Raw genomic sequence first — 14,321 nt, 5'->3', positions numbered from 1 at the left:
TAGTATGTTTAACAAAATATATAGTTATATGAATGAATCCAAACCAAAAATTGGTTTGGTTCATGCAACTCTTGCAATATTAGGTTCTTTTGTTTTAGCATATCTTACAATGATGGTTTATTCAAAATTTATGATTGGTGATTATGCCATTAAAATTATGCCTTCTGTTATATTCTCTTCTATACTTATACCTCTTTATGGAATATGGCTGCTTTTATCAAAAAAACTACTTTTGGTAATTTTAAAAATAGTTGTAATTTTATTACCCTGTATAATTTTATTAAAGGTTTTTTAGATGAATATAGATAATCTTTATTTAAAATATTTAATTAGATCACATACAATAATAGGTATTTTTGTTCTGTTTTTTTTCTTCTTATCAACCTATTTTGGAACAATAACTTTATTAAAGCCATATCTAAATAGTTGGCAAAATCCTTCTAGATATTTTGTTGATACTTCAAAAAATATAGATTTGGATAGTTCAATTAACAATGCTTTAAAACAACTTGGAAATCCAAAAGATAGAGTTCAAGTTGAGTTACCTTCTTTTAAAGATAGAGCTTTAAGTGTAAACTTTGGTTTATCAAATAAAGTTTATGTAAATCCAGCTACAGGAGAGCTTTTAGATACGAAATTAGAAGACAATTTTCTATCAGATTTTTTCAATAAAATGCATATTAATTTAAACATGTCAAAAGTTGGACAAACACTAATTGGTCTCTCATCTATAGGTATTATTTTTCTAACTTTTACAGGAGTATATCTTTGGCTTTTAAATAGGAAAAACAGAGTAAAAGTAAAGAATTTTTGGTTTAAGTGGCACAAAGATTTATCTTTGATTGCAGTTCCATATATTTTTGCTTTTGCTATAAGTGGTGCTTTTTTTGGTTTTACCCTTGGTAATTCAGAGTTTTTTACTAAAAGTGCAACAAATGGAAAAGAGAGTAGTACTGGGAAAGTTGTACGACCTATTATTTATCCTCCTTTAGCAAAAGTAAAGATGAGTAATGAGAGTGCTGAAATGTTGTCTTTCTTGACTCTATTTAATATAGCTAAAGAGAAATATCCAGAGTTAAAGATTACAAATATAAATCTTTTTAAATGGGAAGATAAAAATGCACAGATTGTATTTAGTGGATATTTACAAAACAACAGAATATTAACAGGAAAAGTAAATAGAGCAACAGTAACATTAAGTGGTGTAAACGGGGAATTAATTGATAAAAAAGGTTTAGAAAAAAGTCATCTAATAAGCACCTTCTTATCTGGATTTTACTTTTTCCATTTTATTCCAGATGAGGGGTTTGTTGTTAGATTACTCTATTTTATATTTGGTATAGGTTTTGCTATTAGTATGGTTTTTGGACTTCTTATTTGGATAGAGAAGAGCAAATCAAAAGTGAGTATAAATGGGAACTATTTTAGTATTTTTTCAAAACTTATTTTTGCTTCATCTTTAGGAATTATTCCTGCAACAACTTTTGTTGTTTTGCTCTATTGGCTTCTTCCTTTTGATATAGAAGATAGAGCAACTTGGTTAAGTGGTTCTTTTTTTGCTTTTTGGAGTTTTTCTCTATTTCTTTGTGTTTATATTAAAAAAACACTTATAACTCTAAAAATCTTTACTTTTTTTACCACGATATTTTTGATATTAATCTTTTTTGTTCATCAAATAACAACAGGATTTTTTATTTGGGAACTCTATTTTAGTAATCTAAAAGTAGCTTTTTATATTGATTTGACAATACTTGCTTTCTCTATTTTATTGTCTATTTTAATTTTCAAAATAGAGAAAATAAAATTTCTAAAAAGATTTGAAGGTTTATAGATGAAAATGGCATTTAAAATTGTAGGAGTTTTATTGCTTTTAAAACTCTCTTTGTTTTCCCATACTATTTTGTTAAGTACTATAGATAATGAAGATGGAACAATGGAAGTTATGGGAGCATATAGTACAGGAGTAACTGCGCAAGGTGCAATACTAAAGATACAATCTTTAGTAAATAAAAAATATCTATATGAAAAACAATTACCTGAATCAGGAAGCCTTATTATAAAAATTCCAGAGGAACCATATAAGATTTTACTTGAAGCAGGAAAAGGTCATGTGGTAGAAAAAATTGGTGATATTCTTCCCAAAAATGGATTCAAAAAGAATTTAGAAGTTGCAATAGATATTGATATTGCATTTTGGATAACTTTTATAATCTCTACAATATTTTTAATTTTATCATTAATAGTTAGTTTAAAAAGATATAAAATTCAAAAATGCTTAGTACAGTAGTTTTCTACTGTACGAAAAAAATATTTCTTTTAAATATAAATAATTTTATAACATATATATTTTACTTTATGAACAGTTGTTCATTTTGTAAGATATTTTTATGTTATAATTATCAAAAAACTTTTGAAAGTATATATATGAAATCAAATAGTAGATTAGATATTTTATCGGATAAAAAGGTTTTGTGTGCTGATGACAATGAAGGTATATTAAAAGAGATTATAGAGATTTTAGAACTTTTTTTCAAAGATGTTGTTGGCGTTAATAATGGAGAAAGAGCCTTAGATGAGGCAAAAAATAATTTATATGATGTAATGATTTTTGATATTTCCATGCCAAATATGGATGGTTTGGAAGCAATTAAAAAAATCAGAAAATTTAATAAAAAAGTTCCTATTATTATTCTCTCTGCACATACCGATCAAGAGTATTTATGGCGAGCTGTTGATCTTAAAATCACAAAATATTTAACAAAACCTTTTATAAAAGAAGAGATTTTAGATGCTTTGGAGTTGGTTGCATTGGAACTTGTTGATTATAATCCAACACTAAGCTTAAATGAACACTGTTTTTATGATTTTTCTAAAAAACAGTTAGAAAATGAGAATAGAGTTATTCCATTATCAAAAAGCGAAAGTAGATTGTTGGAGTATTTCTTTAATAATCTAAATCAAGTCATAACTTATGATTTGATACTTGATTATATGTGGGATTATGATAAACCAAGCAAAGAGGCTGTAAAAGCAATAGTAAAAGAGCTTAGAAAAAAAATTGGTGGGGATGTCATAAAAAATATTTATGGTTTAGGTTATAAGTGTGAAATTTAATTTCAAGTTTATAATAGCTATTTTTATTGTTTTATATGCAATAATTACCCTTCTTTTTTTCAATTTTTATAAAGAGATAGCTATAAAAGATACCAGACAAGAGGCTGGTTCTATGTTAAATAGTATGAATGCTATTAGAACCTATATTGAAGAAATCCAAAGACCTATGATATATAATCTTATTGAAGATAATCAATCCTTAGATAAATATTTTGATGCAAGAATACTCTCTTCAACTTATATTTCCCAATATATATATGAAAAACAAAGACAGAACAAAGAGTTAAAATATAGATACAAACTTGTAGCAACTAATCCTTTAAACCCTATTCACATGGCTACCGATTTTGAAGCAAATATTTTGAATAAATTTAGAGATAATAAAATTCAAGACTACTTTTCAATTATAAAAGAGAATGGAGAATCTTACTTCTTTATAGCAAAACCAATAAGTAGAAATACAAAAGCTTGTTTACTTTGTCATGGAAATCCAGCAGATGCCCCAAAAAGATTGGTAGATCAATATGGAGATACAAGAGGATTTTATGAAAAAGAGGGTGATCTAAGAGCTATGATATATCTTAAAATTGCCATATCTGATATTATTGAGTACCATAAAGATGAGTTTGTAACAGGTGGTATTACAATGTTTGCAGTTTTTATTATTTTTATTATTTTGATATATATAATCTATAATAAGAATGTGAAACTTCAAGAGAGAAAAGAGATTTTATTTGAACATCAAAATAGATTAGCAGTGATGGGAAGTATGATAGGAAATATCTCCCATCAGTGGAAACAACCCTTGTCCCATTTGTCCTCAATGCTTATAAATATTGAGCTTTTAAGTGAAAGAGGAAAACTAAGCCATGAAAAAGTACTTAGTAAAATAGGTGATGCAAATGAACAAATCTCTTTTATGTCAAATACAATTAATGATTTTAAAAACTTCTTCTCACCAAAAGAGATTAATAGTGATTTTAAAATTGAAGATATTATTGGACAATCTGTAAGACTGCTTCAAGCCTCACTTAATAAAAACAATATAAAAGTAATAATTGATATAGAAGAGAATTTTACTTTTGTGGGTTCTAGAAATGAGTTTGTTCAAGTATTTGTAAATATTATAAACAATGCAAAAGATGCTTTTATCTCAAATAAAATAGAGAATAGAGAGATTCTTATTCGTTCATATAAAAATGGAGGAAAAACTATTGTTTCAATTCAAAATAATGCAGGAGAGATAAGCAAAGAGGTAATAGATAAAATATTTAAACCCTATTTTTCCACAAAAGATTTAAGTGTTGCAACAGGTATTGGTCTTTATATTTGTAAAGTTATAATTGAGAGATATAAAGGTGATATTAGTGTTAAAAATATTGATGATGGAGTTATCTTTAAAATAAAATTTTAATAACACTTTTTAAAACTTAAATTTAAACTTAAAAATAAAATCTAAAATTACATATTTATATTTAGAGTCATAAAATTGATATATATAGACTTTTTAAATATAAAAAATCTATAAAATTACAAATTAGGTTGTTCTTGAAATTCTGAAAAAACTTTGCAAATCTATCCTATTTATAGAGTTTTCTCCCTTTTGCCACCCTTTTTATTGTTACTATTTTAATCGGTAGTTATAGATTAATTTTATTTTTTAATTAAAGTTAATTTTTAAATACTAATTATAGAGAGGAGGAGAAGATGAAAAAAGTAAACAGAAAGCTAATGCTAGGTTTATTTTTGTCTGTAGGTGTTATGGCTAGTGCATCATTTGCATCAAGCCAAGACAATAGTAAAATGCAGATGAGTAAAGAGGCTCAACATATTATTGCTGAGAATGCTGGTACTAAAGATACAAGAGGCGTTGTAACTTTAAAAGATTATGTTATTCAAGAAAAAGCGAGATATGACTGGATTTTTAAAAACCATCCAATTTTTACAAAATATTTGCCAAACAATAAAGTTGTTGGTAAATTGAGTGTCGTAGATAGGGGTGAAGAGTTTGTAGAGGGTGGTCATGGTAATGATTTCCAAAAATATAGTAAAAGAAAAGGTGTTACTTCTACTATGTATAGACTACCAGCTACTGATCCATTAGTATTTCCAAATAAATTTATTGGACCTGATAAATGTGGTGAGTGTCACGCTGCACAATATGAAAAATGGAGTAGATCAAGACACTCTTCTACTGTTAGATTCCCAGGAGAACACCCTGAAGTAAGTAATGAGTTAAATAAATCAGTTTTCGGTCCTGATACAGCTTCAATCTTACCAAAAGGTATTACTCCCGACGCAATTTATTGTACAATAGGTCACCTTAGAACTAAAATGGGATACTTCGATGCTTGGCTGTTAAGAGGTACATACCATGTAGTTGATGGATTATTAAAAGATGGAACTGGTACAGTTGTAGCAGGTTCAAACCAATTTCAAAGAACTTGGGCAAATGATTTAACTCCTGATGTTGCAAAAGAGATTAGAAAATATATTCCTAATTTCCCAGTAACTTTGGAAGAACATGGTGATAATTCTGGTTATGTTAGAGGTTTAGCTTCTTATGCGGCTAAATATAAAAAAGGTATGGCTGTACAAGCTGCATCTTCATATTGTCAAGTTTGTCACCCTTGGAAATTTGATTTCAAAACTACAAAAGAGTTTGAAGCTGCACTTGGTAACGCAAAAGAGTTACAAAAACACACAATTTCAAAAGGTATTAGCTGTGAAGAGTGTCATGGTGCTGGTGGTCACTTAAAAGGTGGCGAAGGACTAATGACTTCAAACTGTGAAAGATGTCACCAAAGATTTAGTTTTAGACCTTTCTTAGCTGAAAAATATAGAAACTCTAAAGATCCAAAAATGAAAGCAAGAGCTGCTGAACTTGGATTAACATCTAAATTTAAATCTGCAGGTCCAGGATGTGGTACAGAAGGTTCACAATCATATTTTACTGCACACTATGAAGCAGGTATGAGATGTACTACATGTCACGATCCTCACGATGTAACAGGATATGTTGTAACTGATACAGCAAAACCAGGTGGTGTATATCAAGATACTGGTGATTATTTAAGTTCATTCTATACTAAACCAAGTATTAGAAAAAGTTGTGCAAGCTGTCACAAAGAAGCAGCATATATTGCTGATAATACAAAAGATACTCACAGTAAAGTATCTTGTCAATCTTGTCACATGCCTTATTTAATGAGTTGTGAAAACTTCTATGCTGTTCAATATCAAGATCATGGTGGATTTGATACACAAAGAAGATCTCATATTTGGAAAATTGATGTAAGTCCTGATCATAAAACTCTTAACCCACCAGATGGTCAACCAAGAGAACAAACAGTACCAAAAAAATACAAAGATTGGTATATTGCTAAAAATGATGAAGGGCACAACTATATTGACTTAATGTGGGCTTGTGGAAAAACTTCATGGGCAGATAAAGATATGGTAGACAATAAAGGATGCCATAGTATTGTTCAATCTCAATTGAAAAATACATTACACTTTAAAGACCAAAACAGAATTTATGATGAGGTTATAGGTTGGCAAAAACCAATCAAAAAAATCTACTCAGAAGTTACTGTTGCAATCAAAGGTGTATATGAAATGTTAGATGTAACTAAATTGAGTGTTGAAGATAGATCAAGAGTTAATGAATTAATTGAAAAAGCTCAAGAGACTATGGACTTAATCAAAAAAGATGGTTCATGGGGTGTGCATGGATTTAAATTCACTGAAAGAAGAGCAAAAGCTGCAAAAGCTTATGTTGAAGAGGCTCAAAATATTTTATCTAAAGCTTCTAAATAATATTTAAAACCAAAAATAAGGATTACACTTTTTGTGTAATCCTTGATTAAATGACAAGGATCAATTGATGAAATTAACAAGGATAAAATTAAGTTTTATAGTACCAATGACTTTATCAGTACTAACAGCACACACTTTTGCTACAGAGCTAAAAACTGATGTACAAAAAGAGTCATATAGTTTAGGTGCTTCAACTGGTAACTATATAAGTAATCAAATATATGGACAACTTCAATTAGGTGCACAAACAGACATAGATCTGATTGTTCAAGGTTTTGAAGATGCATTAAAACAGAAGTTACAAATGGATGAGAAAGATATTATTGCTAGTTTGAACAAAAGAGCAGAAACATTAAATGCTGTTCAAAAAGATAATATAAAAAAAGAGCAAGAAGCAAATGCAAAAAAAGAGAAAGAGTTTCTTGCAAACAATGAAAAAAAAGATGGTGTAATAGTTACAAAATCTGGATTGCAATATAAAGTCATAAAAGACGCAAAAGGTGAGAAACCAAAACCTGAAAGTATTGTAATTATTAATTATAAAGCTTCACTTAGTGATGGATATGTGTTTGATGATACTTATGAGAGAAAAACTCCTGCACATTTATCAATGGTCAATGTTATAGATGGCTTAAAAGAGGGTCTAATGTTAATGAGTACTGGTTCAAAATATACATTTTACATCCCAAGTAAATTAGCTTATGGAAGTGTTCAAATGAGAGATGTTCCACCAAATTCAGCTCTTGTTTTTGAAATTGAACTATCAAAAGTTTTAAAACCTGGAGAAATGAAAGTAAATAATAATGTTGAAATAGGACATGGTACTACAAAAATGGAGACCTCAAAAGTTTCTAATTAAGTTAAGAGGATACAACAATGAGTAGTGAAAATAAAAGAAGAAGCTTCATAAAAGGAATAGGTTTAGGGTCTGCTCTTCTTGGTTCTATTCAGTATGGCTTGAATGCCTCTGAAGAGAGCAAAAAGAAAAAACCTCATTATGCAATGCTATTTGACCAAAATAAATGTGTTGGCTGTAGTGACTGTGAAATAGCATGTGCAAAAGTAAATCATGTACCGAAAGGACAACATAGGTTATATGTTGAAGATCAGACCAATCCTAATGATTTAAAATTTAAAAAATATATGAGAGTCTCTTGTCAACAGTGTGTGGATTCACCTTGTACAGAAGTTTGCCCAACAAAGGCTTGTCATAAAGACTCTATTACAAACATAGTTACCATGAATACAGATGACTGTATTGGATGCAAATATTGTATTGTAGCATGTCCTTATGATGTGAGATTTATTAATGAAGAGACAAATGCAGCAGAAAACTGTAACTTTTGTCTTAATACAAATTTTAAAGAGGGCAAAGAACCTGGATGTGTAGCTGCATGTAAATATGATGCACTTGTGTTTGGGGATTTAAATGATGAAGAATCTTATATAAATAAGATATTAGCTGTAAAAGATGCGGCTAGACTAAAACCTGGCTTCGGTACAAAACCAAGTCTTAGATATATACCAAAACTCAAAACAGGAGTTTATGATGAATGAGATAATTAATTACAGCTCAGGTTTTACTGAGGAGATTGGTTGGGAATGGCCAATTTCAATATATCTGCTTTTAGCAGGAATCTCTGGTGGTGCAATTATTGTTGCACTGTTGATTAGATTTTATAAAAACCAAGTTGAAAGTACAGCAGTTTACAAAGCATCAGCTTTGGTTTCATTCTTTACTATTTTATTAGGAATGGTTTGTTTAGTTGGCGATTTAACAAGACCTCTAATGTTTTGGAAGATTTTAATAAATTACAATTGGACATCAGTAATGTCTATTGGGGTGGCTGCACTTTTATTATATATACCTTTAGCTTTTGTTGCAGTTATTTATGCTTTCGAAAAAGAGCTTAGAGAAAAGCTTCCATTTCTGTGTGGAATAATTGATATTTTAAATAGATTTAGAGCTGTTTTAGAGGGAGTTCTTTTCTTATTTGCTGTAATTATCTGTGCATATACAGGTTTTTTAATTTCGGTGTTAGTTAGGTTCCCCTTATTAAACACTTCAATTCTTCCTGCACTTTTTGTTATTTCTGGGCTTTCGGCTGGAACAGCAGCATTATGTATAGTTGCAAGAAGGTTTTTTAAAGAGGATGCTCACTCAAGTGATATGGCAATTTTACATAAAGTAGAGTGGCCAATTATGGCAATTGAGATTATGTTTTTATTTATGCTTTATATCTCTTTGGCAACTGGTAATGCAGCAAATGAGACTGCACAAGCTGGATTTCATGAAGGTGTTTGGTCAAATGTTTTTTGGCTGGGAATTGTAGGAATTGGATTTATTCTTCCTTTAGTTTTAAATTTTTTGTTTGGTAAAAAAATTGCCAATACAAATGTAGTGTTTTATGTATCTGCTTTATGCAGTATTATTGGAGTGTTATGCCTGCGTCTATTTATTATTTATGCAGGACAAACGTTTAGTATCTAGGATATATAGATTATCTTAAGGGTTTTTAAATGTATTTTTTTAGTAGATTATTTCTTTCATACAAATTTATAATTTTTATGTTGCTTACTTTGGCTTTAGGTGCAGCCGTTGCTACTTTTATAGAAAACGATTATGATGCACAAACTGCAAAAGTTTTGGTTTATAACTCATTTTGGTATGAAACTGTAATGATAATCTTAACCATCTCATTGGTTGGAGTAATTATAAAACAAAAAATGTATAAAAGAGCAGGTGCTTTTATTTTTCATTTAGGTTTTGTATTTGTTTTAATTGGAGCTGGTGTTACTAGATATTTTGGCTATGAAGGGGTTATTCATATAAGAGAAGGGATGACTGAAAATAGAGTTATCTCAGAAGAGAGCTACTTACAAATAAAAGTTGCTAATGAAGTTTATGAACACCCCTTAGCCCTTGGGAAAATTGGAGATAATAGTTTTGAGTTTACTGACAAAATAGATGGAAAAGATTTTGTTGTAAACTTTTTAAGTTACAAATATACAAAAGGGACAAATGTTGAGCAACTGTTTGTTAATGTATCTTATGATGGAATAAAAAAATTAATAGAGATTAATGGTGGACATGGAAGTTTAGAACCAGCTTCAACTTTTGAAGCAAATGGTAAAAAAATTGAACTTAGCTGGGGATCAAAAATTATAAAATTACCTTTTAATATAAAACTTAGAGATTTCCAAATAGAGAGATACCCAGGTTCACAAAGCCCCTCTTCATATGCAAGTGCAGTGGAATTGATTGATAACAGTGATAGTTTTAATTATGGAATATATATGAATAATCCTTTAACATACAAAGGGTTTAAATTTTTTCAATCATCTTATGATAGAGATGAAAAAGGTACAGTTTTATCTGTAAACAGAGATCCAGGAAAATGGCCAACATATTTTGCATATTTTCTTTTATCTTTGGGATTTGTTTTAAACTTTTTTACAAAAAAAAGTAGATTTGATAGATTAAGAGGCTTTTTAATAAATAACAATTTATCTTTAATACTACCACTGTTAGTGGTTTTTAGTATAACTTTAAAAGCCGATACAACAAAATATTTAGATACTTTTAGAGCAAATACACAAGAACATGCAAAATCTTTTGCTCAAATTTATGTACAAGATTATAATGGTCGTGTAAAACCAATGGGAACTGAAGCTATTGATATTTTAAATAAGATGTCAGGTAAAAGTTCTCTTTATGGTCTAACTGCCACACAAATTATGCTTGGGGTTTTAGCAGACTCTGCCCTTTGGGAAGAGATTAAATTAATAAAAATAAAAAACAGTGAAATTAAAAAGCTTTTGAAATTACCAGAAGATACAAAGATGATCTCATTTTCTCAAGCTTTTGATAGTGATGGTAAATATATATTAAATAGTTATGTTAATGATGCAAATGAAAAAATGCCTTCAAAAAGAGGAACTTTTGAGAAAGATTTAATAAAACTAGACGAGAGATTAAATATCTTTTATTTGGCAACTATGGGAATGTTTTATAACTTTATTCCAAATCCTTATGATAGTACAAGCAAATGGTATAGTCCACAAAAAGCTATTGATGAACCTTGGCTTGACCAAGATATGAAAAGTGTTATTTTTAGCTATATAAATGGACTAAATGAGGGAATTTTAAATAATAATTGGAATAATGCAAATCAAACCCTTGAAATACTAAAAATAAATCAAAAAGAGATTGATGGTGATATTTTGCCTTCAGAGTATCAAACAAAGATTGAACTTCTTTCAAATGAGTTAAAAATCTTCCAAAAACTAACAGGTTTTTACTTTATTTTAGGGGTTGTTTCTCTTATCTTTGCAATTGTATTAATCTTCTTTAAAAAAGAGTATCCATTTATTAAAAATATACTTTTTGCCCTTTTATTATTAGGTTTTATTGCCCATACTTTAGGTCTTGGAATGAGATGGTACATCTCAGGTCATGCCCCTTGGAGTGATACTTATGAATCTTTGATTTATGTGGGTTGGTCAGCAATTTTAGCAGGGATACTTGTTTTTAGAAAGTCTCTGCTTTCATTATCTTCTGCAGCTATTTTAGGTGCAATAATTATGTTAGTTGCTAATTTGAATTTTATAAGTCCACAAATTACCCCTTTGGTGCCTGTACTTAAATCTTATTGGCTGAGTATTCATGTTTCAATAATTACAGCTAGTTATGGATTTTTAGGATTCTCTGCTTTGTTAGCGTTTTTAGCCCTTGATTTAATGATTTTTAAAACAGAACAAAACAGACCTAGAGTTGAGCTTCAAATTAGACAACTTGCAGCAATTGCAGAAATAAGTATTATTATTGGATTATCAATGCTAACAGTTGGAAACTTCATTGGCGGAGTTTGGGCAAATGAGAGTTGGGGAAGATATTGGGGTTGGGATCCAAAGGAGACTTGGTCTTTTATCTCAATTATTGTTTATACAGTAGTTTTACACCTTAGATTTATTCCAAAATTAAATAGTGTATATGTGTTTTTAGTAGCAACAGTTTTTGCTTTTTCATCTATTATAATGACATATTTTGGAGTGAATTTTTATCTATCAGGTATGCACTCATATGCAACAGGAGATAAAGTTCCTGTTCCAAGTTTTATCTATTATGTAATAGGTATAGTTTTACTTATAGTTCTTTTTGCTTATCCTAAAAAAGAAGTGAAAGTTATTAAATAAGAGAAAAGAATTAAGATGAAAAATTTTATTGAACCATTAGCTTTTCTTTATGGCTCGAAACTAATTGAGAACTCTATGAATAGTTGCGTAAATATAGAGTATACAAAAGAGAAAATAGTTCATAATTTTGATAAAAACAAAAAATATCTTTTATATATGCATATCCCTTTTTGTGAAGAGTTTTGCACTTTTTGTTCTTTTCATAAGTTTAAATACAATGAGTATGATTGCAAAAAATATTTCAAAAAATTAAGGGTTGAGTTACTGAAAATAAAAGAGTTGGGTGTTGATTTTAACACTTTATATATTGGAGGTGGAACCCCTTTGATAAATGAAGGCGAACTATTAGAGACAATAGAGTTTGCAAAAGAGATTTTTAGTATTAGAAGTGTTTCTTGCGAAACAACACCAAATCATATTGATCCTCAAGTTTTAAGAAAATTTAGAGGAGTTATTGATAGGTTATCAATTGGCGTTCAAACCTTTGATGATGAGATTCTTAAAAAAACTAAAAGATATGAAAGATATGGCTCTTCTAAACAGCTTCAAGAGAAAATCTCAAAAATAATAGGTGAGTTTCCTATTGTAAGTTTAGATTTGATTTTCAATTTCCCAATGCAGAGTTCCCAAATGCTTATAAATGATTTAGAAATTGCAAAAAGTTTAGGTTCTCAACAAATTGTAACTTATCCTTTAATGACAAAACACAAATATGCTACAACATTAGAGTATATAAATGCACTAAAAAGAAGTAAAGAGTTTGAGTTTTATAAAGTTATTAAAGAGGAGTTGAAATATTACATCGCAAACAATGCTTGGGCTTTTTCAAAAACTGCAGAAAAACTTGTTGATGAATATATTGTTGAAAGTAGCGAGTATATTGGTGTAGGAAGTGGAGCTTTTTCTTATATTAATAAACGATTATATGTAAATGCTTATGATTTAGATGAGTACTCTTATTTATTAAATAGTAATTCAAATGCAATTATTGCAAGAACAGAAGAGTTTAGTGCAAAAAAATCTTTACAATATCAATTTTTGGTTCATCTTTTTGGTGGAGTTGTTGATATAAAAAAATTTAATAAACTCTTTAATTGTAGAGTTGAAGAGAGATTAAAAGTTGAACTTTTGATGCTAAAAATAGCAGGTGCAATTAGTTTTGAAGGAGACAAAATATATCCAACAAGATTTGGGGAATATTTAACGCTAGTTATGATGAAAGAGTTTTATATGGGCATGGATAGAGTTAGAGCAAAGTTAAGAGAAAGTATTAAATCAAACTAGATTTTCTCTTCTAAATACTAATTTAGTATCTAGAAGAGAGAATTATATTTTTGGAGGACAATTATGAAAAAGATTTTATTACTGTTTATTTTAGGGACACTTTTCCTTTATGCAAATAGTGTAGAAGAACAAGCAGATAGTAGCTATTCAAAGGGAGAATATGCGAAAGCCTTTTCTCTTTATACAGAGGCTTGTAGCAAAGGAAGTAGTGAAGGGTGTTATAAAGTAGGATTTATGTATGAAAACAAACAAAGTGTAAAACAAGATTTTCAAAAGGCTTTTGAATATTATGATAAATCTTGCTCTTTAGGAAATAAAAGGGGTTGTTTTAATGTGGGAGTTTGTTATGACAAAGGTGGAATTGTTAAAGTTGAAAAAGATTATAAAATAGCAGAAAAGTATTATCAAAAGTCTTGTAAAAATGGTTTCCCTTTGGCTTGTTATAACCTTGGTTCAATCTATCAATATTTTTATGAGCCAGAAAAAAACAGTAAAAATTCTTTGGCTTTATATGAAAAATCTTGTGATGATGGGTTCCTTTTGGGATGTTATAAAGCGGGGAATATTCTTGGTAAAAACAAAGATGAAAAAGCTGCTGTTGTTTGGTATAAAAAAGGGTGTGATAGAAAAGATACAGAGTCATGTTTTAGACTTGTTGATCTTTATATAAAAGATATTGCTACACAGAACCCAGACAATTATAAAAAACTCTTTAAAGAGTATAAAACTGGATGTGATAAAGATGATACTGTTAGTTGTTATAAATATGCAGTTTTATATGCAACAGGAAGAGGAATAGAGCAAAATTATGTTCAAGCAAAAAGCATATATGAAAGAGCTTGTAACTTGGGTGACAATGCAAGTTGTTTAGAGTATCTCATGTTAGATGATATGGGATTTTAAAGGAT

12 protein-coding genes are annotated in these 14,321 nt (G+C 29.2%); all 12 read left to right on the top strand.

The genetic code is table 11. The annotated features are described in order from the left end of the window. The first annotated feature begins 4 nt into the window (after window positions 1-4). Window positions 5-295 carry a hypothetical protein gene (locus tag AEBR_RS10590; RefSeq protein WP_129086286.1) on the top strand — a complete coding sequence of 97 codons (291 nt, stop codon included), beginning with the start codon at window positions 5-7 and terminating at the stop codon, window positions 293-295. Continuing rightward, a complete protein-coding gene (locus tag AEBR_RS10585) occupies window positions 296-1,831 on the top strand; it encodes a PepSY-associated TM helix domain-containing protein (protein WP_129086287.1) in 1,536 nt (511 codons plus the stop codon). It abuts the gene before it with no gap. After that, the gene (locus tag AEBR_RS10580) at window positions 1,832-2,287 is read left to right on the top strand and encodes a hypothetical protein (protein ID WP_129086288.1); all 456 of its coding nucleotides are present in this window, start codon (window positions 1,832-1,834) and stop codon (window positions 2,285-2,287) included. A gap of 137 nt (window positions 2,288-2,424) precedes the next feature. Then, entirely contained in the window at window positions 2,425-3,114 is a 690-nt protein-coding gene (locus AEBR_RS10575; RefSeq protein ID WP_129086289.1) for a response regulator transcription factor, read from the top strand. Then, entirely contained in the window at window positions 3,104-4,528 is a 1,425-nt protein-coding gene (locus AEBR_RS10570) for an ATP-binding protein (protein WP_129086290.1), read from the top strand. Before AEBR_RS10575 ends, AEBR_RS10570 begins: the two co-directional genes overlap by 11 nt. A 293-nt stretch (window positions 4,529-4,821) precedes the next feature. Next, on the top strand, window positions 4,822-6,933 hold the full coding sequence (locus AEBR_RS10565; protein WP_129086291.1) for a multiheme c-type cytochrome: 2,112 nt from the start codon (window positions 4,822-4,824) through the stop codon (window positions 6,931-6,933). Between the two features lie 67 nt (window positions 6,934-7,000). Next, complete coding sequence (locus AEBR_RS10560) at window positions 7,001-7,792, top strand: FKBP-type peptidyl-prolyl cis-trans isomerase (protein ID WP_129086292.1); 792 nt, start codon at window positions 7,001-7,003, stop codon at window positions 7,790-7,792. 17 nt (window positions 7,793-7,809) lie between these two features. After that, on the top strand, window positions 7,810-8,490 hold the full coding sequence (locus AEBR_RS10555) for a 4Fe-4S dicluster domain-containing protein (RefSeq protein ID WP_129086293.1): 681 nt from the start codon (window positions 7,810-7,812) through the stop codon (window positions 8,488-8,490). Beyond that, window positions 8,483-9,424 carry an NrfD/PsrC family molybdoenzyme membrane anchor subunit gene (nrfD, locus tag AEBR_RS10550; protein WP_129086294.1) on the top strand — a complete coding sequence of 314 codons (942 nt, stop codon included), beginning with the start codon at window positions 8,483-8,485 and terminating at the stop codon, window positions 9,422-9,424. Before AEBR_RS10555 ends, nrfD begins: the two co-directional genes overlap by 8 nt. A 29-nt stretch (window positions 9,425-9,453) precedes the next feature. Continuing rightward, window positions 9,454-12,129 carry a cytochrome c biogenesis protein CcsA gene (gene ccsA, locus AEBR_RS10545; protein ID WP_129086295.1) on the top strand — a complete coding sequence of 892 codons (2,676 nt, stop codon included), beginning with the start codon at window positions 9,454-9,456 and terminating at the stop codon, window positions 12,127-12,129. Between the two features lie 15 nt (window positions 12,130-12,144). Continuing rightward, complete coding sequence (locus tag AEBR_RS10540; RefSeq protein WP_129086296.1) at window positions 12,145-13,413, top strand: coproporphyrinogen III oxidase family protein; 1,269 nt, start codon at window positions 12,145-12,147, stop codon at window positions 13,411-13,413. A gap of 63 nt (window positions 13,414-13,476) precedes the next feature. Continuing rightward, window positions 13,477-14,316 (top strand): tetratricopeptide repeat protein, encoded by an 840-nt coding sequence (locus AEBR_RS10535; protein ID WP_129086297.1) that lies wholly within the window; start codon window positions 13,477-13,479, stop codon window positions 14,314-14,316. Window positions 14,317-14,321 lie beyond the last annotated feature (5 nt).

It is taken from the genome of Halarcobacter ebronensis (assembly GCF_013201825.1).
Lineage (GTDB): Bacteria > Campylobacterota > Campylobacteria > Campylobacterales > Arcobacteraceae > Halarcobacter > Halarcobacter ebronensis.
This window is presented reverse-complemented; position numbering and strand designations above follow the sequence as displayed.

Bases quoted from the DNA above. Each gene is read 5' to 3' on its own strand.
- AEBR_RS10590 (WP_129086286.1), top strand. From the start codon at position 5: ATGTTTAACAAAATATATAGTTATATGAATGAATCCAAACCAAAAATT.
- AEBR_RS10585 (WP_129086287.1), top strand. From the start codon at position 296: ATGAATATAGATAATCTTTATTTAAAATATTTAATTAGATCACATACA.
- AEBR_RS10580 (WP_129086288.1), top strand. From the start codon at position 1,832: ATGAAAATGGCATTTAAAATTGTAGGAGTTTTATTGCTTTTAAAACTC.
- AEBR_RS10575 (WP_129086289.1), top strand. From the start codon at position 2,425: ATGAAATCAAATAGTAGATTAGATATTTTATCGGATAAAAAGGTTTTG.
- AEBR_RS10565 (WP_129086291.1), top strand. From the start codon at position 4,822: ATGAAAAAAGTAAACAGAAAGCTAATGCTAGGTTTATTTTTGTCTGTA.
- AEBR_RS10560 (WP_129086292.1), top strand. From the start codon at position 7,001: ATGAAATTAACAAGGATAAAATTAAGTTTTATAGTACCAATGACTTTA.
- AEBR_RS10555 (WP_129086293.1), top strand. From the start codon at position 7,810: ATGAGTAGTGAAAATAAAAGAAGAAGCTTCATAAAAGGAATAGGTTTA.
- nrfD (WP_129086294.1), top strand. From the start codon at position 8,483: ATGAATGAGATAATTAATTACAGCTCAGGTTTTACTGAGGAGATTGGT.
- ccsA (WP_129086295.1), top strand. From the start codon at position 9,454: ATGTATTTTTTTAGTAGATTATTTCTTTCATACAAATTTATAATTTTT.
- AEBR_RS10540 (WP_129086296.1), top strand. From the start codon at position 12,145: ATGAAAAATTTTATTGAACCATTAGCTTTTCTTTATGGCTCGAAACTA.
- AEBR_RS10535 (WP_129086297.1), top strand. From the start codon at position 13,477: ATGAAAAAGATTTTATTACTGTTTATTTTAGGGACACTTTTCCTTTAT.